Below are 24,877 nucleotides of genomic sequence, written 5' to 3'. Positions count from 1 at the left end.
AAAAACATGATACAAGAGATCAAAATACCTAGAATATTGATCTCCGGAACCGGGAGCGGAACCGGAAAGACCACATTTACAATAGCGCTTACTAAAGCATTACAAGCCAAAGGCCTCAAAGTTTCCGTATTCAAATGTGGACCCGATTATCTAGATCCCGGCTATCATTCTTTCGTTACCGGCAAAACCTGCCAAAATCTGGACGGCTGGTTGATGGGAAAAGAATCCGTAATCTCCAGTTTTGTAAGTGCAAGCAAAGGATCAGATATTTCAATCATAGAAGGAGTAATGGGATTATTCGACGGTCATTCTCCGAATTCGGAAGCAGGATCCACTGCAGAAATTGCAAAATGGCTTCAAATACCCACTATCATATTGATAGATGCATCCGGAATGGCGGCCACTTTCTCCGCTATCGCTTCCGGTATAAAAAATTATGATCCTCAAGTTCCAATCCAAGGTTTTGTTGCGAATTTTATAGGAAGTAAAAGCCATCTTTCCATTATAGAAACTGCAAGTATTCCATTGCCTGTCCTAGGGGGATTTCCTAAGTCTTATGAACATTCCTTCCCGGAAAGACATTTGGGACTTCGTACTGCCGGTCCGGATATTCTAACGGAAGAAAAACTTTCTTTCTGGCAGAGTCTATCTGAAAATTGGCTGGATATAGATAAGATCTTGGAAATCGCAAATTCTGCACCATCGATCCTTTCAGAAACGTTAGCGGCTGTTCAAAGCAAAGATAAAGATTGTAAGATCGGCGTTGCTTACGATGAAGCATTCCACTTTTATTATGAAGAGAATTTTAAAAAATTAAGGGAAGAAGGAGCAGAACTTATTTTCTTTTCTCCTTTAAGGGATACAAAACTCCCGGAAGTAGATGGTTTATATTTTGGAGGTGGATATCCGGAATTATTCGCAGACAGTTTATCAAAAAATAAAGATCTAACCGAAGATATCAGAAGTTTTGCAAGTTCAGAAAGACCTATCTATGCAGAATGCGGAGGATTAATGTATCTTTCTTCCGAGATCCAAAACATAGAAGGACAAAGTTTTCCCATGGTGGGGCTTATCCCGGGAAAAGCGATCATGGGGCCTAAACTAAAAAGTTTAGGCTATGTAGAAGTTCATACCGAAAAAAGAACCATCATAGGAGAAGCTGGAATACGTTTCAGAGGACACCAATTCAGATATTCAGATCTAATTTTAGAAAATGAAGATGAGTCATTATTTTCCTATCATATTAGAAAACGTAAATCTGAACGAACGACTAGGGAAGGTTATACAATTTCAAATGTTTTAGCGAGTTATGTGCATGCACATTGGGCTTCCAATCCGGAAATCCCAAAAAACTTTATAGCGTCTTGTAGGAGATTTAAAATTTGAGCTACTTTCAGACAGATGAAATAGAAGTTTCCGAAACTTGGTTGGAACTCCAACTTTCAAGACCTCATTCTTCTTTGAGCTGGGCAGTCGTAGGAGGGGGATATATATCCACAAACAAAGTATATTGGTTGAAAGTTTCCAATTCAGACTTAAGTCCTGAAATTATTCCCGAAGAATTTTACAGAAATAGATTAGTAGATAAAGGAGAAAAAGAAGAAGTCCTAGGCTTTATGACTAGCGCTTCCCTTCTGAATTATTCCGTATCGGAAAAAAGTTTAGAAGGTTTACACGTTAGATCTATTGCGACAGTTGGATTAGGAAATGCAGTCAGAGTTGGAGATATTCCAAAACAAAATAAAAAAATAGGGACAATCAATTTACTCGTTCAAACTTCCGAAACACTCACTTTATCAGCAAGTATAGAAGCGATCTCGATAGCGTCCGAGGCAAGGACCCTAGCGGTTTTAGAATCAGAGATCCTGATACAAAATGAAAATAATTTTGCGACCGGCACCGGAACAGATTGTATCGGGATCATCTCTCCCACTGGTGAGAGTAGCATCGATTATGTAGGAAAACATACTGTTTTCGGCCATTTGATCGGAGCAACTGCATACGAAGCGATTACACAAGGTATCCATAAATGGAAAAAGGCCAAAAACCTATTTCCTCCTGCATATCAGAGTTCCGTAAACATATGAAAAAATCGTTATGTTTACTTAGACATCCTCATATTTCCTCCGAATATGGAGGAAAATATTTGGGAAGAAAAGAAGTTTCTCTCTCCGAAAATGGATTTCAAGAAATAGAAAGAATAAAAGAAAAAGTAGAGAAAAAGTTTCTAAGAGGGAAAATATATTCAAGCCCAGCAAAACAATGTAAGGAAATTTTAGAAGTATTAGAATTCCCGAATGGATCCCAAGCAGAATTCAAGGAAGAATTGCAAGAGTTAGACTTTGGGGACTGGGAAGGTAGAACTTTTTCGGAACTCGCAGAAACAAATTTAGAAGGTTTAAAAAAATTCTCAGATTTCTTTCCTTCTTTCAGATTTCCTAATGGAGAAAGTTTACGAGAATTCCAAACAAGAGCGGAAGTATTTAAGGATTATATTCTTTCTTCTTCAGATCCTAATATCTTAATTCTCAGTCATGGGGGAATTCTCTCCATTCTACTCTGTTCTTTCTTGAACGTTCCAGCCTCCTTCTATACGAAATTCAAATTTTCTCCATCTACCCTTGTTTACTTAGATGTATTCAAAAATGGTCAGGCAGTCCTAACTGATCTTATTAGAATTTCTTCAACAAGGAGATGCGAATGGCCGGGATAATTTTAGTCACAGGCGGTTGTAGAAGTGGAAAAAGTAAATTTGCATTAGAGACGGCGGACTCTGTAGCAGGAGAAAAATACTTTCTGGCCACTTGTCCTCGTATAGATTCAGAAATGGATGAAAGGATCCGAAGACACAAGCAAGAAAGAATAGGCTGGAATACAATAGAAGAAGAATTAGAACTTTCTTCAGCTATAGATTCTATTCCCCCTGAATCAATCGTATTAGTCGATTGTTTGAGCTTGTGGATCAATAACTTGCTATTTGATGCAAATAACAAAAGTATAGGCCTTACCCAAGACCAAATCAAAGATACTTGTACAAAATTAGGAAAACATATTCTGGATTCAAAAATAAAAGATGTCTTTTTGGTCACGAACGAAGTTGGAATGGGCCTTGTTCCAGAGAATAAGGAAGGAAGATTATATAGAGATTTATTAGGTATCTGTAATCAAACATTCGCATCAATCGCGAAAGAAGTATATTTTTTAGTAAGTGGGATCCCTATTGTGTTAAAACCTTCTCCCGGGATCAATTTATGAGTTTGGAAAATATTAGTCCGCATGGAGGCGATCTATTTAAGATGGCAAGTATTGCCGGCGTTGATCCTACTGAAATTTTAGATTTTTCTTCTAATCTAAATCCTCTCGGGTTTCCTGATTGGGTTCGTCCGTTGATCAATTCCAGGATCAGCGATCTAATACATTATCCGGACCCAAATTATACAAGGGCCAAGATCTCCTTAGAAAAACATTGGAATATTCCAAACGATGAAATTGTTTTCGGGAATGGAGCCTCTGAATTAATACATATTCTCCCTAAGATCAAAAAGTTCGATCTGGCAGTGATTGCCCAACCTTCTTATATTGATTATCAAAAAAGTATAGAATTAGCCGGACTTAAGATCCAAGAAATTTTTCTCCAAAAGGAATCTAAATTTGAATTAAACTATGAAGAACTGATCGAGGTTTTTCAAAGAAGCCCTGAAAAACAAATATTAGTTCTGCTAGGTCACCCGAATAACCCTACTGGAAAACTTTTGGATAGAGAAAAGATCCTAAAGATCTCTTCCGAATATAAAAATTCGTTTTTTGTAATAGATGAATCTTTTATAGATTTTTGCTCGGAAGAGTATTCTTTTCGAAACTTTAGATCTGAAAACCTGGCTGTCCTCTGGTCCCTGACAAAAATTTTGGCGCTTCCCGGACTTAGGATAGGAGTTTTACTGACTAATCCCAAGATAGCTTCCAGAATTTCTGAACTTCTTCCAAGTTGGTCTTTAAATAGTTTAAGCGCTTCTATTATAGAAAAATTTGGAGAAGACCAAGGTTTTCTTTTTAAAACCAAAGAAAAAATCTCGGATTGGAAGAATATATTTAAAAAGGAATTAGAAGATCTTAAAATTTTTCAAATTTACGATACGGATGCAAATTTCCTTCTTCTAGAATTTTTAGAAACAAAAAGAGGGATTTCTGAATTAGAGAACCTTCTTCTTAAAGAATTCAAGATAGGGATCAGAAACTGTGGCAATTTCAAAGGATTAGAAAATAATTATATAAGGATAGCGATTAAAACCCCGAAAGAGAACGAAACGTTTATACAAGCGTTTCGTTCCATATATAAGAAAAGCCAAAAACCTTCTAAAATAAAAAAAGAAAAACCTGCACTCATGCTTCAAGGCACCGCTTCTAATGTGGGTAAAAGTATATTAGCAACTGCATTCTGCAGGATATTTACACAAGACGGTTTCAAAATTGCACCTTTCAAATCCCAAAATATGGCATTAAACTCCTTTGTAACGTATGAAGGTGCAGAGATCGGCAGAGCACAAGCATTACAAGCTCAGGCATGCAAGATCAGAGCCGATTACAGAATGAACCCTATCCTTCTCAAACCATCCAGCGAAAAAGATTCCCAAGTCATACTGAATGGAAAACCGGTAGAGGCAATGGATTTCAGGGACTATATGAAATTCAAATTAAGCGCTTTCGATGAGGTAAAAAAATCATACAATTCACTTTCTGAAGAATTCGATATGGTAGTTTTAGAAGGAGCCGGAGGAGTTTCAGAAGTCAACCTAAAAGACAAAGACATTGTAAACATGAGAATGGCGGAATACGCGAAGGCAAAAGTGTTATTAGTCGGCAATATAGATCATGGAGGGGTTTTCGGATCTTTTGTTGGCGCCATGGAAACGATGTCAGAATGGGAAAGAAAATTAGTTTCGGGTTTTCTAATAAACAGATTCAGAGGAATAAAAAGTCTACTCGATCCAGGTATCCGATATTTGGAAGAAACTACTAGCAAGAATGTATTTGGAATTGTTCCATTCTTAAATGATCTACGATTGCCTGAAGAAGATTCACTAGAGTTCAAATCCGGAAGTTTAAGCGATAATTCTCCTTTAGGAAACCGGATAGATATTGTATTAATAGATACACCTAGGATCTCCAATCATACGGATCTGGATTCACTGAGGATAGAACCGGATGTAAGAGTGAGAATTGCTCAAAGAAAAGAAGAAATTGGAAATCCGGATATTATAATCTTACCGGGAAGTAAAAACGTAATCACTGATCTAAACTATTTGAAAGAATCGGGGATTTCAGAAACTATTTTAGATTTTCATAAAGAAGGAAAAACCGAAATTATCGGGATCTGCGGAGGCTACCAGATGCTGGGGGAATCCGTCCACGATCCATTCCAAATAGAAAGCGATTTAGGATCCGCAATAGGTTTAAATCTGATCGGAGTCAAAACCGTATTAGAAAAAGAAAAATTGCTCAAACAGACGGAAGGAACACATCTTCTCTCCGGAAAAAAAGTATCGGGTTACGAAATACATCACGGAAATACAAAAGAGATATCAGCAAAATCCATATTCCAAGATATCTCCGGAGAAAGTTTAGGCCACCAAGGAGATTCAGAAAAAGTTTGGGGAACATACCTGCATGGAGTGTTTGATGAAGATGAGTTCAGAAGGTCCTTCTTAGATAAGATCAGAATGAGAAAAGGAATGAGCCCATTGGGGAAAGTCCAAGCAAGGTATGAATTGGAGACCAATCTAGACCGTCTAGCGAACGAAGTTAGGAACTCAGTGAACATGACTGAAATTTACAAGATCCTAGGACTAAGATGAATTCTTTCTGGATCCTTCCCGCTTCTCTACTTCTGGACCTTGGTTTTGGAGATCCCCAAGGTTTTCCTCATCCAGTTAGATTCATCGGAAAATTTGCAAGGTATATGGAGAAGCTGACAAGAAAGTATATATCTTCCGAAAGATTTGCTGGAATCATAACAGCTCTTTCCGTATATTCACTTTCCTCTATATTTCCCTGGCTTATTATAGAAATTTTTCGTCACCTTCATCCATTTTTAGGAGAACTGGTCTCTGCATTTATCATCTATACAAGCATCGCCTTAAAAGATCTTTTGGATCATAGTAAGGACGTATATTCTGCACTTCAAGAAAACGATATAGCGAAAGCAAGGACTATGGTAGGTCGAATTGTAGGAAGGGATACAGTAAATTTAGAAGAACCTGAGATTGTCAGGGCTGGCCTGGAAAGTGTGGGAGAAAGTTTGGTGGATGGGATCACTGCTCCTCTATTTTTCGCAGCTCTCGGTGGACCGGCTTTTGCAATGCTCTATCGTTCCATCAACACTTTAGATTCGCTCTTCGGTTATAAGAATAATACATATCTAAAATTCGGCTGGGCTTCAGCCAGAATGGATGATCTTGCAAATTATATTCCTGCAAGACTAACGGCTCCTATACTTTGTATTTCTTCCGCTATTTTAGGTTTTCATCCATTAAGATCCTTTAAAATACTGATCCGAGACGGAAAAAAGCATCCAAGCCCTAATTCAGGCCTTTGTGAGGCAGCCTTAGCCGGAGCTTTAAAAATACAATTAGGTGGAAGAAACTATTACTCGGGAATTCCAAGCGAAAAACCAAAATTGGGAGATCCTGATCGAAAATTAGTCCCAAATCTGATCTTAGATGCAAATAGGATCATATTCTTAACCTCCATCCTTTCTTCTATTTTGTTTTTGGGATTAGTACAAGCGGCCTATTTACTATATAGGAACTTCTTCCAATCTTAAACTTATTTTATGAAAAAAGAAGAATATCAACTTTTTCTAATCAGGCACGGAGAAACGGAATGGAATAAAGAAAGAAGGTTACAAGGACAAACCGACACGCCTCTCTCCGAATATGGCAAAGGACAAGCCTTACAATTAGCGGATCAATTGAAGAATTCAGGAATAGAACTTATCTTTAGCAGCGACTTAAAAAGAGCAAAACAAACTTCAGAACAGATTTCTCAAAGTTTAGGATTAGAGATCATATATCATCCCGGACTGAGAGAGATACATTTAGGAGAAGCCCAAGGAATCCTAGAATCGGAACTTTCTAATAAATTTGGAGAAAAATCCTATTTTGCCTGGAAAAGTTCAGATCGAATGAATGACCAGTTCCGATTTCCGGGAGGAGAAAGTAAATCTGAAGCAGAATTAAGGGTTGTCCAAACTATATTAAGTTTATTGAAAATATCAAGAAGAAGGAAAATTGCAATTTGCAGCCACGGATTCGTTCTTTCTAGATTTTATACACACTTTTCATTACAGGAATTTCCCCATTCTAAACTTGGAAATTGTGAAGTATTGGAATTAACTATTTCGTTAGAGGTTCCGGAAAAAATTTATTCATAAATAAGATAAATTAGAACGACCTTTTTTGAAGATGCTAAAACTTTTTTCATTGAATAAAACGAGACGATCCAAAAGATCGACTTAACTTTCAGGATGAAGTTGGGTGTAACTCCCACGCTGACCCGCAACTGTGATCGGAATAGATCAGAAAGTATTACTTTCTGTTATTATTCTGCAAGCCAGATCTCCCTGCAGACTAAAACCTCGAGGTTAGGTATGTTAGCATTCTCGCCAAGCACGTCCGTGCATTCGCGAAGGGCCCCGGAAGTTAAAAATCGGGGCTCCCGCAAACCAGGGTAAATTCCTAATTTTGTACATTAGAATATTTATATATTCGCATTTTGACATAAATTAGACTAACATTCGTTAGCTTATCTTTGTTTCGGAAGTTTTCCAAAGAAAACGGACGAAAAAATGAGGCAAAACATTCTTCGGATTGCTGTTATAGGCATATCCATACCGTACTTTATATGCGCGGTCTTCTCCCCTATCCTTTCTCAGGATCAGGAAACAAAGCCGACTAACGGAAAAGAAAGAACGGAAACAGAAAAATTAGAGCTTAAGAAAAAGATCTCTGAATACAAACCGGATGCAATCGTGATCAGAGACAGAAGATCCAACTTAATAGGGATCGCTTCCTCTGCAAGTGAAGGTGTGGTAGGTTCCGATCAAATTAAAACAAGACCTATTATGAGGCAGGGAGAAGTTGCGGAGCTAATCCCAGGAGTGATTGTAACCCAACATAGCGGTGGAGGCAAAGCAAACCAGTTCTTCCTAAGAGGTTTCAATTTGGATCACGGAACCGATCTTGCCTCCAATGTGGAAGGAATGCCCGTCAATAACGTTAGTCATGCTCATGGACAGGGTTACACGGACCTAAACTTTCTTATTCCAGAACTTGTGGAACAAATGCAATACAAAAAAGGAGTGTATTACGCAGACCAAGGAGATTTTGCTTCAGCTGGTGCATTCAATATTTCTTATTTTAAAAGTTTAACAAAAGGTATAGCCAATGTGGAAGGTGGAACCTTAGGTTACGCGCGGACACTAATCGCAAAATCTCATAAAGTCGGACCTGGAGATCTTTTATACGCATTCGAGGCTTCTCATAATGACGGCCCTTGGACAATTTCTGACAATTTCAGAAGAGTGAATGGTGTAACAAGTTATTCGGTAGGAGATAAACAAAAAGGATTTAGTATCAGTCTTATGGGCTATAAAGGGAGCTGGCATTCCACAGGACAGGCGCCTAAAAGAGCTCTTAGAATGGGAGATTCATGGTTAGCTCCTGATTCGGGTTTGAGTAGATTCGAAAGTGTGGATCATAACGATGGCGGATGGTCAAATAGGGCAAGTGTTAATTTCGAAGCTCATCGTCTGGAAAAAGGATACGAGGCAAAAACTCAATTTTACGGAATATATTACGATTTACGATTATTCTCCAACTTCACTTATTATTTGGATGATCCAGTAAGAGGAGACCAGCACGAACAAGCAGATAGAAGAACGATCGCTGGAAGCAAGTCCAGTTATAAGGATATCAGTGAATTTTGGGGAATTCATATGGAAAATACGATCGGACTCCAAATTAGGAGGGATTATATCCAGAACGGTCTATTTCATACTGAAAAAAGAGCTAGGTTAGAAACGGTTAGAGAAGACGGAATTATACAGCTAAGTTCAGGGCTGTATTATGAAAACAAGATACAGTGGTCCAAAAAATTCAGGACAGTACTAGGGCTTAGAGGAGATTATTATAAATTTAACGTAGACGATTGGGGAACCAAAGAAAGATCCGAAAGAAATGCAAGGATCTATAGTCCCAAAGGAAGTATTATCATAGGGCCTTGGTGCAAAACGGAATTTTATATAAGCGGAGGATACGGATTCCATAGTAACGATGCAAGAGGAGTAATCCAGAAGGTTGACCCCGCTGTTCCTCTCGTCCAAACAAGAGGAGGAGAAGTTGGGCTCAGAACTGAACCAATATCTGGTTGGCAGTCCACATTCTCCGTTTGGCAATTGGATATGAATTCAGAACTTCTTTTCGTAGGGGACAACGGAACGACCGAAGCAAGTAGACCCAGCACAAGAAAGGGATTCGAATGGGCAAATTATTATTCTTATAATTCTTGGCTGATGATAGATGCGGACTTTGCAACTTCCAGATCCAGATTCAGAGATGATGATCCATCCGGGAATTATATTCCAGGATCTATCCGTAATACATTAGCATCGGGAATCACGTTAAAAAATCCTGATGGGTTTTTCGGATCTCTCCGGGTGAGATATTTCGGGAATCGCTCTTTGATCGAGGATAATTCTGTTCGTTCTCCGGCAACAACTACGGTAAATTTTCAGTTCGGAAGGAATTTCGGAGAGGACTTAAGTATCGTTTTTGAAGTATTTAATTTATTGAATGCTCATGTAAGCGATATCGATTATTATTATGCTTCCAGATTAAAGAACGAAGCGGTCGGCCCGAACGAAGGAGGATATAATGATATTCATACCCATCCTGCTCAGCCTAGATCGATACGACTTTCAGTGAGGGCCTCTTTTTAAGGATCTACTTTTTGACGTAGTCTCGTATTACCAAGATACGATCTACGTCCACTTCCTTATTTTTAGGAACTGATTTAATGAATGTAAATACTTCAGTACTAAGTCCGTTTTTAGAAAGTAATAGTCCATGGGAAGGGACTGTCTCCAAAGGGATTTTTTCTGCAAGATGATCCTCTAATTCAAAACTTTCCATATCCGGAAGATTTTTCATACTCAATACATCACCAAGTAGTTTTCCGATCGCATCAGATTCCAACCAACCAGTGAGCTTCTCCGCAGATAAGTTCATAAAAGAGATCTGCCCTTTGGAGTCAAAAGCGATAACCCCCTCTTGCATATTACGAAGCTCCGTAGAGACTAGCCTCGCCTTCTCCATTAGTTCCTTCTCAACTTCATGTTTATAAAGGATCAATTCGATGACTATCTGAAGTTCTCTCGTTTGAAAAGGTTTAAGAATATACGCATTCGGTTCCGTTAATTTAGCTCTAGTCAGTGTTTGTGAATCGGAAGAAGCAGTAATGTATACGATTGGAACATCTAAAAACTTTCGGATCCTTTTGGCAGCATCGATACCATCCAAATATCCGTTCGCAAGGACAATATCGATCAGGATCAGATCAGGCTGGAGCGCAATTGCCTGTTTGACCGCGGTCTCGCCTGTATTTGCAATACTAGGTTCCGGATACCCCATCCTTATCAGTCTATGACGGATATCCTGGGCAACAAGCCCTTCGTCTTCTACGATCAAAATCCTTGTGTCTTTCATTTCTTCTCCGAAATATTCAAAATTTATTAAATTCAAATATTATTATAAATATTTCCGGGTCATACCTCCGCGCCTTCTGAAGAAGGTTTGATCAGGTCTTTTACTCCATGTAGTATGGCTGACATATTCCTTCTTTCTCTTTTTCTTTTCTTATCTATCCCGTGTTTGTTCAGAGCAATCTCTATCGCTATCTGCAATTCCCTCGTCTGAAAAGGTTTAAGAAGATAACCGTATGGCCTCGTAGGTTTACTACGAACAAGAGTAGATTCGTCCGCATAAGCAGTAAGGTAGATCACCGGCAGATCCATCTTATCCAAAATTTCCTGGACTGTTTCTATTCCATCGTAATTCCCTCTGGACAACATAATATCCATGAGCAGAAGGTCCGGTTTGTCTAAATAAACTTTTTTTAATGCTTCATTCCCTGTAGAAGCGATACTTACAAAATCATAACCTAGATCGGACAATTTGCTAAGTATATCTTTGGCTACGATACTCTCATCTTCTACGATCAATATTTTTGCTTCGCTGGAGATCATTTTCGGACTTTGCTCCTTTCTCGAAAGACTAAGGTGAACTTAGTCCCCTTGCTCCGATCCAAGATCAAACTTCCGTCTATTTGCTGGGTCAAAGTATTAACTAATTGTAAACCCAAAGAATCAGTTTGTCGATAGTCAATTTCTTCCGGAAAGCCTACCCCATCATCTTCCACAGTCAAAGAATACTCTTCATATTTAGCTGTAATGGAAATTTGGATCGTCCCCTCATCCCTATCCCTAAATCCGTATTTCAATGAATTTGTGACAAGCTCAGTCACAATCAAGCCACAATGAATTGCTGTATCGAGTGTTAGATGAACTGATTCCGCATGTATTTCGAACTTGATCCTTGAATTTACCCTATAGGTCCTTAGAAGGTTGGTAACCAAACTGTTAAGGTATTCCTGAAAATCGGTATGAGCCAGATCTTCATTTTGGTATAACAACTCATGAATGAGAGCTATAGACTTGATCCTTGACTGACAATCTTGGAACATTTCCAAGGACTTACGATCAGTTATATAGTTACCTTGCAGACTAAGGATACTGGAAACGATCTGGAGATTATTCTTAACCCTATGATGAATTTCCCTAAGCAAGACTTCCTTTTCTTTTAAGGAAGCGGTTAATGCTTCTTCCGCTCTTTTCCTTTCTGCAATTTCAGTCATCAATTCGTTATTAACTCTATGCAGTTCGAAAGTCCTTTCTTCTACACGTATCTCCAATTCGTCATGACTTTGCCGAAGAAGTTCCTCTTGGATCCTTAATATTTTGTTTTTCTTATGTAGTTCGACGAACACCGAAGCCTTAGATCTAAGTATCTCAGGTGCAGTAGGTTTCACCAAGAAGTCCACTGCCCCCAAAGAATATCCTTTGAACATTCCGGTTTCGTTATTTGCATAAGCAGTGAGAAAGATGATCGGTATTTTCGCACATTTTTCCCTTTGGCGGATCAATGCTGCAGCTTCGAAGCCATCCATTCCGGGCATTCTTACATCCATGAAGATCAAAGCAACTTCGTCCGGTTCATCCAGAAGCGCCTTCAATGCTTCTTCTCCAGAACCCGCTTTGATCAAGTTCAACTCAGGACTTCTGAGAATATGCTCCATCACCTGCAGATTATCTGCATGGTCATCTACTAGCAAGATACTCACTTTCATTGGTTGTTCCATATCTTCTACCTGCACAACAACACCCTAAGAAGAGAAAGCAAATGGTCCACACTAACCGGCTTTGTTATATATTCAGTTGCGCCGGCTTCTATACATTTTTCCCGATCTCCTTTCATCGCTTTTGCCGTAAGCGCTAAAATAGGGAGATTTACAAATTCAGCTTTAGACCGGATCACTTTCATTGCCTCGTATCCGTCCATATCAGGCATCATGACATCCATGAGAACGATCTCTATGTCTTGATTTTTTTCCAAAATTTTAATTCCGTCTAACGCACTCTCCGCATAATGAATTTGCATTTTATGTAATTCCAACATACTCGTTAATGCAAATATATTCCTTACATCGTCATCCACGATCAGGACCTTATGACCTTCTAATGAATAAGCATCGCCAGACTTAGAGTTAGATTCCGGTTCGTGTAAATGGATCTTGATCTCTTCCAAAGAAGTCGCACGAGAATTTACAAATTTCAGAATATTCGAACCATTAAAGGACAGAAGTTTCTGAAAACTTTCCGGTCCATTCTGCTCATCAGAATAAAAAAGTATCAATGTCCTTTCAGGATCCAATAGTGATATCCTGGAAACCAGGTCTGAAGCTGACATATCCTTAAATTCGTTCCCTATCAAAATACAATCAGGGATCTCTTTTTGCAGAATTTCCAAAAGTTCCTGGCCAGACTCTAAACTCTTGAATATCAGATCCTTACTAGTAAGTTTGTCCTTTAGGAATTCGGAGTGTTCTTTCTCTATTCCACAAACATAAAGTGTTTTGTCCGTTTTATGCAGATAGGTTTTGATCTTCTCGAATGCCTCGTTTAAGGATTCTATTCCTACAGGCTTTCTTAAATGAGAGATCGCTCCTATTTCCAAACTTCTTCTCCAATCATTCTCTCCAGAAAGAACATGAACCGGAAGTTGTCTAAGCTTAGGATTTCGTTTCAGCCAATTCAGGATCAAACTTCCATCCATATCCGAGAGTTGGACGTCCAACAAGACAGCATTAAAAGAGGATTCCTGTAATGCAGAGATCCCACTTTTTCCATCCAACGCAACCGTTCCTTTAAAACCGTTACTTTTAGCGATCTCTAAGAGTGATTTCGCGAATGTCTCATCTTCTTCTATGATCAAAACCTTTTCTTTGGATTCGTTTTGAGTTTCATCTTCCAGAACTCTTCGAGTTGCTTTGATCTTACTTCTTACATAGGAATCACTCGAACCGGAATAATCATTGTCCGGATTTTCAGACCATTTGATTGAATCAGGTTCGATTGGATTTTCTTCCACCTGGATATAATCTAATGGAAGGTATAAGGTGAACTTACTTCCTACTTCCGGTTCACTTTCAAGTTTCAACTCTCCACCTAAGATACGAGTAATCTCTTTACTAATGGAAAGTCCGAGACCTGTTCCTCCGTATTTCCTACTTGTACTACCGTCAGCTTGTCGGAATGCTTCAAAGATCAGTCCCTGCTTCTCTGAAGAAATTCCAATACCTGTGTCTATCACAGAGAATGCGATCACACCTCCCGCTTGGCTTAGGATCTTATGATCCTTACTCCAGCCGCCGGGGGATGATTCTATTCTCAATTTTACTCCACCTTTATGAGTAAATTTGAATGCGTTTGATAGAAGGTTTTGGAGGATCTGCTGCAATCTCTGCAAGTCGGTAGTGATCCTGGAAGGAAGTTCGGAATCTATTTCTACTTGGAATTTTAGATCCTTATTCCTTGCAGTCTCCCTAAAGGAACGATCCAAATATCCTCCTAACTCTTCTATAGAAACCGAATCCAGATCCACACTCATCTTACCGGATTCAATTTTAGAAAGATCTAATATATCATTGATCAACTGCAATAGATCATTTCCGGAACTATGGATTGTTTTTGCATATTCAGTTTGTTTTTCAGATAAATTTTTACTTTCGTTATCATACAATAAACGAGAGAGGATCAGCATATTGTTCAAAGGAGTTCTTAACTCGTGGGACATGTTTGCTAAGAACTCAGATTTGTATCTGGAAGTGAGAGCGAGCTGGCGAGCTTTTTCTTCCAATGAATGTCTTGCCTGTTCTACCTCTCTGTTCTTCCTTTCCACCTCGCTGTTCTTTTTGGCGAGTAATCTTGCTTTTTCTTCCAACTCTTCGTTCTTTTCCTGCAACTCCTCCCTTTGGTCCTTGAGCATATCCTCGGAAGCCTTCAAGGATTTGGCTTGTTCTTCCAATCGTTGGTTTGTATTGGTCAATTCTTCTTGTCGTCCTTGTAACTCTTCTGTCAGAGTTTGGGATTGGATCAGAAGTTCTTCCGTTCTCATACCTGCCGCAATCGTGTTCAATACGATCCCGATACTTTCAGTCAACTGATCCAAGAAGTTCAAATGGATCGGAGTGAAATTGGAGAAGGAAGCAAGTTCAATTACCGCTTTAACTTCTCCTTCGAATAACACTGGTAAGACGACTATATTTATAGGAGGAGCTTCTCCCAAAGCCGAATTGATCATGATATAACTGGAAGGGACTTGAGTAACAAGTATCCTTTCTTTTTCCAGGAAACATTGGCCTATCAGACCTTCTCCCGGGTAGAAACGATTGGATACATTTTTCCTTTCTTGGTAAGCATAACTTACAAGTAGTTTAAGTAATGGGCCTTCTTCTACGTTTTCCGTTATGAAGAATGCTCCATGTTGTGCGGAAACAAGCGGTGCAAGTTCGGATAATATAAGTTTACTTACGTTAACTAAATTCCTTTGCCCCTGTAATAGTCTTGTGAATTTCGCAAGGTTTGTTTTTAACCAGTCTTGCTCCGTGTTGATCCGAGTAGTCTCTCTCAAGTTTCGGATCATTTCGTTGATGTTATCGGATAAGGCAGCCACCTCACCTGCAGCCTGGATAGTAACTGTTCGAGATAGATCTCCCTTGGTCACACCAGTTGCCACTTCTGCAATCGCCCTTACCTGAGTAGTCAAGTTGGAAGCAAGCTGGTTCACGTTATCCGTAAGGTTTCTCCAAAGACCGGCAGCACCAGGCACACTTGCTTGGCCTCCTAATCTTCCTTCGATACCTACTTCTTTTGCAACTGTAGTTACCTGGTCTCCGAAAAGTCCTAAGGTATCTATCATATCGTTGATCGTATCCGAGAGTTCTGCGATCTCTCCTTTTGCTTCTAAATATAACTTTTTCTTTAAGTCTCCATTCGCAACCGAGGTTACGACCTTAGCGATACCCCTTACCTGAGTGGTGAGATTATTTGCCATAAAGTTCACACTATCTGTTAAGTCTTTCCAGATACCTGCGACCCCTTGCACATTTGCCTGACCACCCAGTTTACCTTCTGTACCTACCTCTCTTGCAACCCTCGTTACCTCGGAAGCGAATGAGTTCAACTGGTCCACCATCGTGTTAATAGTATCTTTTAATTCTAAGATCTCTCCCTTAACATCCACTGTGATCTTCTTGGATAAGTCACCTCGAGCTACCGCTGTAGTAACTTCGGCAATATTACGAACCTGGCCTGTAAGGTTGGAAGCCATCGAGTTCACACTGTCTGTTAAGTCTTTCCAAGTCCCCGCTACTCCTCGAACATCTGCCTGACCACCAAGCTCTCCTTCCGTTCCCACCTCTCGGGCAACCCTCGTTACCTCGGAAGCGAATGAGTTTAACTGGTCCACCATCGTGTTAATGGTATCCTTGAGCTCTAAGATCTCTCCCTTAACATCCACTGTGATCTTCTTGGATAAGTCACCTCGAGCTACCGCTGTAGTAACTTCTGCAATATTACGAACCTGGCCTGTAAGGTTGGAGGCCATCGAGTTCACACTATCCGTTAAGTCTTTCCAGGTTCCTGCAACTCCTCGAACGTCTGCCTGTCCACCCAGTTTACCTTCCGTTCCTACCTCTTTTGCAACCCGGGTCACCTCGGAAGCGAATGAGTTCAACTGATCCACCATCGTGTTGATTGTGTTTTTGAGTTCTAGGATCTCTCCCTTAACATCCACTGTGATTTTCTTGGACAAGTCACCTGTCGCAACCGCCTTGGTAACTTCTGCAATATCACGCACCTGACCGGTTAAGTTACCGGCCATGAAGTTCACACTATCCGTTAAGTCCTTCCAGGTTCCTGCAACTCCTCGAACGTCAGCCTGTCCACCCAGTTTACCTTCTGCACCCACCTCTCTTGCAACCCGGGTCACCTCCGAAGCGAATGAGTTCAGCTGATCCACCATCGTGTTGATTGTGTTTTTAAGTTCTAGGATCTCTCCCTTAACATCCACTGTGATCTTCTTGGATAAGTCACCTGTTGCAACCGCTGTAGTAACTTCGGCAATATTACGAACCTGACCCGTAAGGTTGGAAGCCATGGAGTTCACACTATCTGTTAAGTCCTTCCAAGTCCCCGCTACTCCTCGAACGTTTGCTTGACCACCAAGTTTACCTTCTGTTCCCACTTCTCGAGCAACCCTGGTTACCTCGGAAGCGAATGAGTTCAACTGGTCCACCATCGTGTTAATGGTATCTTTTAACTCTAAGATCTCTCCCTTAACATCCACTGTGATCTTCTTGGATAAGTCACCTGTTGCAACCGCTGTAGTAACTTCGGCAATATTACGAACCTGACCTGTAAGGTTGGAAGCCATCGAGTTCACACTATCCGTTAAGTCTTTCCAAGTTCCCGCTACACCCTGCACATCCGCCTGACCACCAAGTTTTCCTTCCGTTCCCACTTCTCGAGCAACCCTCGTTACCTCGGAAGCGAATGAGTTCAACTGGTCCACCATCGTGTTAATGGTATCCTTTAGTTCTAGGATCTCTCCCTTAACATCCACTGTGATCTTCTTGGATAAGTCGCCTCGAGCAACTGCTGTAGTAACTTCGGCAATATTACGAACCTGACCTGTAAGGTTGGAAGCCATCGAGTTCACACTATCTGTTAAGTCTTTCCAAGTCCCCGCAACACCCTGCACATCTGCCTGACCACCTAATGCTCCTTCAGTTCCTACCTCTCGGGCAACCCTGGTTACCTCGGAAGCGAATGAGTTTAACTGGTCCACCATCGTGTTAATGGTATCTTTTAATTCTAAGATCTCTCCCTTAACATCCACTGTGATCTTCTTAGATAAGTCACCACGAGCTACCGCTGTAGTAACTTCGGCAATATTACGAACCTGGCCTGTAAGGTTGGAGGCCATCGAGTTCACACTATCCGTTAAGTCTTTCCAGGTTCCGGCTACTCCTCGAACGTCTGCTTGACCACCAAGCTCTCCTTCAGTTCCCACTTCTCGAGCAACCCTCGTTACCTCGGAAGCGAATGAGTTTAACTGGTCCACCATCGTGTTTATTGTTTTTTTAATTTCTATGATCTCTCCCTTAACATCCACTGTGATCTTCTTAGATAAGTCACCTCGAGCTACCGCTGTAGTAACTTCGGCAATATTACGAACCTGGCCTGTAAGGTTGGAGGCCATCGAGTTCACACTATCCGTTAAGTCTTTCCAAGTTCCTGCAACTCCTCGAACGTCTGCTTGACCACCAAGCTTACCTTCTGTTCCCACTTCTCGAGCAACCCTGGTTACCTCGGAAGCGAATGAGTTTAACTGGTCCACCATCGTGTTGATTGTGTTTTTAAGTTCAAGGATCTCTCCTTTAACGTCCACTGTGATCTTCTTGGACAAGTCACCTGTCGCAACCGCTTTGGTAACTTCCGCAATATCACGCACCTGACCGGTTAAGTTAGACGCCATGGAGTTCACACTATCCGTTAAGTCTTTCCAGGTTCCTGCTACTCCTCGAACGTCCGCTTGACCACCAAGCTTTCCTTCTGTTCCTACCTCTTTTGCAACCCGGGTCACCTCCGAAGCGAATGAGTTCAACTGGTCCACCATGATGTTTACGATCTTTGCAGTTCTAAAAAATTCTCCTTTAAGAGGTCTTCCCTCTATTTCCAAAGACATATTTTGAGAAAGGTCCCCGCCTGCCACTGCACCGATCACCCTCATCACTTCCGTATTTGGCTGTACCAAATTTCCAATGAGAGAGTTGATAGAATTCATACAAGTTCCCCAAGAACCCGTAGAAGAAATCCCGCTCACCCTTTGAGAAATTTTTCCTTCTTGTCCAACTTCATTACTGATCCTTTCAAACTCTTTGACCATTCTATCGTTTTGGTCCATGATATCGTTTATTAAGTCTGAGATCTTACCTGCGATCCCTACTTGGTCCAAAGGCATTCGTTTAGAGAAGTCCCCTCGCTTAAACGAAGTAAGAACTTCCAATAATTGTTTTGGATTGATAGAATCTTTATCTTGTTTGGGATCTATTGTTGGGGCATTCTTCATGGTAGGACCTAAACCTATAATAAAAGGTTAATGAGCACAAAGGAGAATGATGACGTAAAATACAGGGAATAACAACAAAAATTATTTCATAAATAGATCGTACGGACTAAGTTAAACGAAGAATTTTTCTGTCACAAGAAATGTGACAGAGACTTACAAATATTACAAAAACAAGTTGCTCCTAATCTTGTAAATTATTCCAAAAGTTTATGATCGTAAGCGTAACGAACAAGTTCTTGTGTGGACTTCAAACTCATCTTCTCAAAAATCCTAGCTCTATATGTGTTTACTGTATTCACACTTAAACCAAGGTCTTCGGAAATAGATCGAACATTCTTACCTTTCACCAAAAGCATAAGTATCTGAAATTCCCTTTCCGAAAGAGTTTCATGAGGAAGCCTATCCGTTGGTTTAGAAAGTTCTCTTACTAACATCTCAGTTGCTTCCGGACTAATATATCTAGCACCTTCTATCACCTTACGAACTGCGGAGATAAGTTCATCTCCGGCACTTGCCTTAGTGATATAACCGGATGCCCCAGCTTTCAAAGCACGCACTGCAAATCTATCTTCCGGATACATACTTAAGATCAGAACCCGTGTATCAGGAGAAAGTTTATGAACATATTTTAATATATCCAAACCACTCATCAAAGGCATATTGATATCCAGGATCAGCACTTGCACGGATTGACTTGCAAGATAATCCAAAACCTGTTGTCCGTTTTCCGCCTCGTAAACGATCTCTATATCCTCCTCTTCCGATAAGATCTTCCTTAAACCTTCTCGGATCAATAAATGATCATCAGCAATCAATGTGGAAATCATAAGAAATCCTCCTTATTTTGATTTGAGATTGGTATTTTTACGATCACACTTGTGCCTTTTTCTAATTCGCCTGTGATGGAAACTTCTCCACCAAGCACGACTGCTCTTTCTCTCATTCCGATCAATCCGAGAGATTTGGATTGGGCTATTTTTTTAGGATCAATTCCTAGTCCATTGTCTTGGATCTTTAGAATGAGAAATCTGCCTTCTTCCAAGCAGGAAACCTGGATAAAACTTGCCTTGGAGTGCCTTGCTGCGTTAGTCAATGCTTCTTGGAAAATGCGGAATAATGCGATAGATGGGTCTTTTTCTAAAGGTAGAATTCCTGCAGGGATCTTGATTTCGCAGCGAATTCCCGATCTTTTCTCGAAATCTTTAGCATACCATTCTATTCCTTCCAAAAGCCCCAAATCCTCTAAAATCAAGGGTCTAAGCTCTGTGGCGATCCTCTGTACAGATTCAATTCCTGAGTCGGCAACCTTGATCATGGATAGAAGTTCGGATACTAATTTTGAATCGGAAACTTTTGATTTTTGAAAATTATTTTTTAATAATGTAAGATCTATTTTAAGAACAGTTAATAATTGCCCTAACTCATCGTGGACCTCTCTCGCAATCAAGAGTCTTTCTTCCTCTCGGACCTCCTGTAATCTTGCAGATAATGCTCTTAATTGTTCTCCGGAGGTTTTGAGATGATTTTCCGCCTCCCTTCTTTCAAATACCCTACCTATCTGAGAGCTAATATGAGAAACGGCTTCGAAAAAAGAAGGGTCAGTAGATTCATTTCCGGAATAAAATTCCAAAACGCCAACTAGGTTTTCTTTTACTAAAATTGGAATTCCAATCGCTTCTTTGATACCTGCTTTCAACGAAAGTTCTTTTATATCTCCTTTTAAATAAGAAGGATAATTCTCGAGTAGTATCGGTTTCCTAACGCTCCTAACTTTTTCAGTAAGAATAGATTCTTGTTTTTTGGATTTGGTTCTTAATAAATTCCTAAACTCTTTTAGGAATTTTTCTTCCCTTGAGAAGGAGATGGAAGAATATTCTGGTCTTTCAGATTCTTCTAATACTAAACATACGAGACCTAATTTCCAATCTGCAATCACACAGATCCTATCTACAGAAAATTGAAGCACTGATTCCACATCATTTGCTTCGTTTGCAGCAGTAGCCACCTGTTGCAGAAGATTTAAAACCGATATCTTTTTTAAGAGTTCGTCTTTTGTGTTTTGGTCTTCTTGATTGGATCTATCAATAGGATCTTCCGCAGAAAATCCTTCGGATTCGCGAGGAAAAGGTTCAGAGAAGGAACCGTAACTCGGCTCTTGGTCGATATTCGAAAAGCCTTGCACCCCGCGATTATCTAATTAAAAATTTTATCTTTCAATCCGTTTTTTCACCTAACAACGCAGAAAAATAAAATAGTAATACATTAGATCAAAAGTAGTATTGATATAAATATTGGAGAATATTCCTATTTTTTAAAGAATAAATGGATATAAGTGGACTTTATCTCTTTCCCCGAAAATTCCAGACCGAAATCTTCTTTCCTTTCCCTTAATTTTTGATATAGAGCTCCGCCGTTATATAACGCTTCTATTTCTAAAACAATTCCTTTATTCGGATCAGAACCGGAAGTTTCAGACACACGATTGACTCCTTGGATGGTTCGTATAATCCCTTGCACATCCTTATCTATATAATCATCGTAACTCAATCCTTCTATTTTGATACGGATCAGATTCCCAGGTTTCCATTTATCAGAGATCTGCTCTTTTATTTTAGGATAAGCTTTTTCCACTGATCTTTTTATGGATTCTTGGATACCTGTATTCGGATTGATATGAGGAGAAACCCCGGAAGAATTATCTGCTGCGATGATACGAGCAGTATTCACGTCGAAAATTTTGAATCTAAGAACGGATTGGTAAGAATGAAGTCCCGTATCTTCTATCCTTCCCAGATCAGTGACCTCTGTTTGACCCACGAGCAAAATCTGAGCATCCGATTCGGAAGCCAAAGATAATATTTTATCTTCAAAGGAATTTTCCGAAAAAGTACCAAGGTCCTTTTTTCCCTCTTTAAAAAGAACACGATAGAATTGTTTCTTATCTAAAAAGTCGAAATCCGAGAAAACTCGTATAATCTCGTTTTCAGTGATCCCAACCTTCTCCCTTATATTTTGTTTTCCGAATATTCTCTCTTCAATAAATACTAAAAATTTAGGTTTTCCCAAATCCTTGTATCTTTCTTTCAAAGCATCTTGGACTGCTTTTTGGTTCACTTTCCCTTTGGCATCTATTTCCAAAAGGCCGCTAGCCGATTTTCGAGTGGGACCAATTTTAGAATATTCTAATACAAATCCTTCTACGGAAGAATTTACGATAGTCTCCTTTAATTTGCCGTTTATAACTTGAGAAGTTCCTTGGACAAATTCCCCCAGTCCATTCTCTAAAATTTTACGTTTCGCGTTTAATTCTAATTCTTCTTCCGTTTTGCCTTGTATGTTTTGTACATATACAAACTCGTCTTTTGGATCTTTTACGGACGAAAGACAGGAAATTAAAAATGAGAAGTTTAAAAATAAGAAGAAGTATAGAAGTTTAGAGATGGTAAATTTCATGGAATCGAAAGGCTTTTCGATTGATTGGACCTGGTTTTCCGCACCTTCGTTTCCGGAAACAGGGTTTAAGAAGGCTTGGAAAAATTTTATTTTAACCCAGTTTAGTCTCTATCTGGATTGGATGGGTCAGAGTTTTGTGGACTGGACAAGCATTTGCAACCTGCAAAAGTCTTTCTCTTTCCTGCTCGCTCAAATTCCCTTCTAATTTTACAATTCTTTGGATCTCAGTATGGTCTGTTCCTTTAGTGAGGTTCAGTTCTACGATCACTTCCTTCAGATCCATCTTCTTTCTTTGAGCATACATTCTGATAGTGATATCTGTACAAGCTCCCAAGGAAAGAAGAAGGAACTCATGTGGAGAAGGTCCCAGATCTCCTCCCCCATCTTCTTTTGATTCGTCGGCAATGACATCGTGATTTTTGCTACGAAGGATTGTTTTATAATTTTCCGGAGTACTGAGTACGGTTACTTCTATGTCGCTCATAAAGTAAGAAGGATCAGTATTCCGGAATTAAATGCAATCTTTTAAGTTTCCGAGACCAATTCAGTTTCGGCACTTTTTACAGGTGCAGGATGTTTAGAGGAAACGTATTCATTTACCTTATACATGATCGCTACAGTGATCAAAATAGCCACAATCACAACGTAACCCAGGTTTGGATAACCTTGGATATATCCGCTTGGAGTTTGGACCACGATCAATCCCGCCGCATAAGAAGCAATCCCTCCGGATAACTGCTGCAGAGAGGAACTAATCGCCATATAGGCACCTCGGTCTCTCAGTTCAGGCATCGCAGAATTTAATGCTTGGGCAGATATTACTCTACCAGTAATCACTACGAATAACGCAGAGTTGATCAATATTACAAACCAAAGAGGAGTAATCCCCATTGCGGTGTAATAAAAAAGTATCCCGCAAGCAATTAGAGAAGAAATCAAGAATATAGGATATTTTCCGAATTTGTCTGCCGCTCTACCGATCAAAGGACCGGCAGCCATACTTACAACCCCAGTCACAAAATAAACTAAAGGAAGATCTTCTAAAGTAATTCCTAAATTATGAACACTGAATGCAGAACCGAAAGGCATAAGCATATATCCACCGGTCGCGAGAAGCATTGTAGCTAAAAATCCAGGAAGATAATTTGAATTTCCCGCAGTTACAAGCAAGTGTTTGATCGCTTTATTCTCCGTTTTTTCACCCAAATGAGAAACGATCGGCTCCAACTTAAATAACGCCCCTACTCCCACAAGACCACTAATGAGAGCGATCATCCAGAAAGGAGACTGCCATCCCCAAATGTTGGAAAAGAACACACCGATCGGAAGACCGAAAACTTGGCTAGCGGCAAATGCAGTCATCACAAGCCCCATCACTCTTCCTCTGGCTTCCATAGGAAATAGATCCGCAATGATCGCGAAACTGATAGAAGCGATTACTCCACCGAAAAGGCCGGTTACTATCCTTGCAAATAGTAGAAATTCGTAATTTGGTGCGATCCCACAAAGAACAGTTCCTAAAACGAAACCGCTATAAAAGAATAGAAGCATCTTTTTACGATCGAATCTGTCTGCAAAACCGGCAGCCAAGATCCCGGAAATCCCTGCGCTAAATGCATAAGCAGAAACTACCAGTCCAAACTTGGTTGTGGATATTTTTAGTTGCTCCATGACCTGAACTCCTAATGGAGATAAGATCATAAAATCAAGAACCACTGTGAATTGGATAAATGCCAATAAGGCGACTACAAAGATTTGGTATTTACTAAACGTAAATTTCATATTTATTCCTTAAAATCAGGACCTAAGAACGGATTGTGGGAAATTCATTCTAGCTTGTTTCAAAACGTTTCCCCACCAATACAATTCATTCAATAATTTCTCAGCCGAAGATGCATAACGAAATTCCTCTGTAGGTCTTCCGTTATGGAACCTGGCATGAGCCCAATGAAAACTAACACAGTCTCGAATGGTAGTCATCCTCAATTCTGCAAATACATTGCGAAGTTGTTCTACCGCTCTTAAACCGCCGGAACTTCCTCCATAGGAAACAAATCCAAGAGGCTTTGCATTCCACTCTTCATGAAGTGAGTCAATTGCCAACTTTAAATAAGCAGGATATCCGTGGTTATACTCCGGTGTAATTACTACAAAAGCATCCGCTTCTGCTATTCTTTCCGAGAATAAAGGAAGGTCCGAGTCCATATCCTTCGACATGTCCCAAGGTAAAGAAAATTCAGAAAGATCGATTAAATCCGTATCAAATCTGTAATCTTGTCTAGAGATCTCTTCGAACCATTTTGCGACAGTTTCTCCGAATCTTCCTTTTCTGGTACTCGCTAGTATAATTCCTAATCGGAGGCTAGAGCCGGTGCTGATCTTTTCTAATAACATTATAGAACACCCTTACTTTATTTCGGTAAGCATATTCTACAAGTTAAAGTGAACTTGAAGTAAAGAGCCTGGATAAGTTTTTTTATGATTTTTCCGGAAAAAATTCGAAAATGTTTGTGCTTAGAATGCTGTTTGGATAAAATTCATACTTAAAGTTCACTTTAAGTTTAGATTTTGGAGAATGTAGTGGATAAGGACGAATTTTTAAGTATCGGTCAAGTATCCAA

18 protein-coding genes are annotated in these 24,877 nt (G+C 39.9%); 8 read left to right on the top strand and 10 right to left on the bottom strand.

Annotation, left to right across the window (positions count from 1 at the left end):
• Positions 1-6 precede the first annotated feature (6 nt).
• The 8 genes from EHO65_RS11810 (at position 7) to EHO65_RS11775 (ending at position 9,994) form a co-directional block, all read left to right on the top strand.
• On the top strand, positions 7-1,386 hold the full coding sequence (locus EHO65_RS11810; RefSeq protein WP_135774549.1) for a cobyrinic acid a,c-diamide synthase CobB: 1,380 nt from the start codon (positions 7-9) through the stop codon (positions 1,384-1,386).
• On the top strand, positions 1,383-2,087 hold the full coding sequence (locus EHO65_RS11805) for an adenosylcobinamide amidohydrolase (protein ID WP_135774547.1): 705 nt from the start codon (positions 1,383-1,385) through the stop codon (positions 2,085-2,087). Before EHO65_RS11810 ends, EHO65_RS11805 begins: the two co-directional genes overlap by 4 nt.
• Entirely contained in the window at positions 2,084-2,713 is a 630-nt protein-coding gene (locus EHO65_RS11800) for a histidine phosphatase family protein (RefSeq protein WP_244243520.1), read from the top strand. The genes EHO65_RS11805 and EHO65_RS11800 overlap by 4 nt, the downstream gene beginning before the upstream one ends.
• The gene (gene cobU, locus EHO65_RS11795) at positions 2,701-3,255 is read left to right on the top strand and encodes a bifunctional adenosylcobinamide kinase/adenosylcobinamide-phosphate guanylyltransferase (RefSeq protein WP_135774544.1); all 555 of its coding nucleotides are present in this window, start codon (positions 2,701-2,703) and stop codon (positions 3,253-3,255) included. The genes EHO65_RS11800 and cobU overlap by 13 nt, the downstream gene beginning before the upstream one ends.
• Positions 3,252-5,852 (top strand): cobyric acid synthase, encoded by a 2,601-nt coding sequence (locus EHO65_RS11790; RefSeq protein WP_135774542.1) that lies wholly within the window; start codon positions 3,252-3,254, stop codon positions 5,850-5,852. Before cobU ends, EHO65_RS11790 begins: the two co-directional genes overlap by 4 nt.
• A complete protein-coding gene (cbiB, locus tag EHO65_RS11785; protein ID WP_135774540.1) occupies positions 5,849-6,820 on the top strand; it encodes an adenosylcobinamide-phosphate synthase CbiB in 972 nt (323 codons plus the stop codon). The genes EHO65_RS11790 and cbiB overlap by 4 nt, the downstream gene beginning before the upstream one ends.
• Positions 6,821-6,829: 9 nt before the next feature.
• Positions 6,830-7,429 (top strand): histidine phosphatase family protein, encoded by a 600-nt coding sequence (locus tag EHO65_RS11780; RefSeq protein ID WP_135774538.1) that lies wholly within the window; start codon positions 6,830-6,832, stop codon positions 7,427-7,429.
• A gap of 414 nt (positions 7,430-7,843) precedes the next feature.
• Entirely contained in the window at positions 7,844-9,994 is a 2,151-nt protein-coding gene (locus EHO65_RS11775) for a TonB-dependent receptor (RefSeq protein WP_135774536.1), read from the top strand.
• A 4-nt stretch (positions 9,995-9,998) separates the two neighbouring features.
• Here the strand turns inward: EHO65_RS11775 and EHO65_RS11770 are convergent, their stop codons facing one another.
• From EHO65_RS11770 to EHO65_RS11725, 10 genes are all read right to left on the bottom strand, one after another.
• Positions 9,999-10,760, bottom strand: coding sequence for a response regulator (locus EHO65_RS11770; RefSeq protein ID WP_135774534.1), 762 nt, complete (start codon positions 10,758-10,760; stop codon positions 9,999-10,001).
• Positions 10,761-10,819: 59 nt separating this feature from the next.
• Positions 10,820-11,299: a response regulator gene (locus tag EHO65_RS11765; protein ID WP_135774532.1), complete on the bottom strand. Its 480-nt coding sequence runs from the start codon at positions 11,297-11,299 to the stop codon at positions 10,820-10,822.
• A complete protein-coding gene (locus tag EHO65_RS11760; RefSeq protein WP_244243519.1) occupies positions 11,296-12,471 on the bottom strand; it encodes a sensor histidine kinase in 1,176 nt (391 codons plus the stop codon). The genes EHO65_RS11765 and EHO65_RS11760 overlap by 4 nt, the downstream gene beginning before the upstream one ends.
• A gap of 5 nt (positions 12,472-12,476) precedes the next feature.
• Positions 12,477-18,803: a hybrid sensor histidine kinase/response regulator gene (locus tag EHO65_RS11755; protein WP_135774530.1), complete on the bottom strand. Its 6,327-nt coding sequence runs from the start codon at positions 18,801-18,803 to the stop codon at positions 12,477-12,479.
• A gap of 194 nt (positions 18,804-18,997) precedes the next feature.
• The gene (locus EHO65_RS11750; protein WP_135774529.1) at positions 18,998-19,630 is read right to left on the bottom strand and encodes a response regulator; all 633 of its coding nucleotides are present in this window, start codon (positions 19,628-19,630) and stop codon (positions 18,998-19,000) included.
• A complete protein-coding gene (locus tag EHO65_RS11745) occupies positions 19,627-20,985 on the bottom strand; it encodes a GAF domain-containing sensor histidine kinase (RefSeq protein WP_135774527.1) in 1,359 nt (452 codons plus the stop codon). Before EHO65_RS11745 ends, EHO65_RS11750 begins: the two co-directional genes overlap by 4 nt.
• Positions 20,986-21,107: 122 nt before the next feature.
• Entirely contained in the window at positions 21,108-22,256 is a 1,149-nt protein-coding gene (locus EHO65_RS11740; protein ID WP_135774525.1) for a hypothetical protein, read from the bottom strand.
• 91 nt (positions 22,257-22,347) lie between these two features.
• Positions 22,348-22,740, bottom strand: a complete 393-nt coding sequence (locus EHO65_RS11735; protein ID WP_135774523.1) for an OsmC family protein — start codon at positions 22,738-22,740, stop codon at positions 22,348-22,350.
• A 41-nt stretch (positions 22,741-22,781) separates the two neighbouring features.
• A complete protein-coding gene (locus EHO65_RS11730) occupies positions 22,782-24,038 on the bottom strand; it encodes an MFS transporter (RefSeq protein WP_135774522.1) in 1,257 nt (418 codons plus the stop codon).
• 15 nt (positions 24,039-24,053) lie between these two features.
• A complete protein-coding gene (locus EHO65_RS11725) occupies positions 24,054-24,650 on the bottom strand; it encodes an NADPH-dependent FMN reductase (RefSeq protein ID WP_135774521.1) in 597 nt (198 codons plus the stop codon).
• Between the last annotated feature and the right edge of the window lie 227 nt (positions 24,651-24,877).

The sequence above is a fragment of the Leptospira andrefontaineae genome (assembly GCF_004770105.1).
GTDB lineage: Bacteria > Spirochaetota > Leptospiria > Leptospirales > Leptospiraceae > Leptospira_B > Leptospira_B andrefontaineae.
The sequence above is the reverse complement of the archived record's forward strand: the minus strand, read 5'-3'. Positions and strand labels throughout refer to the sequence as shown.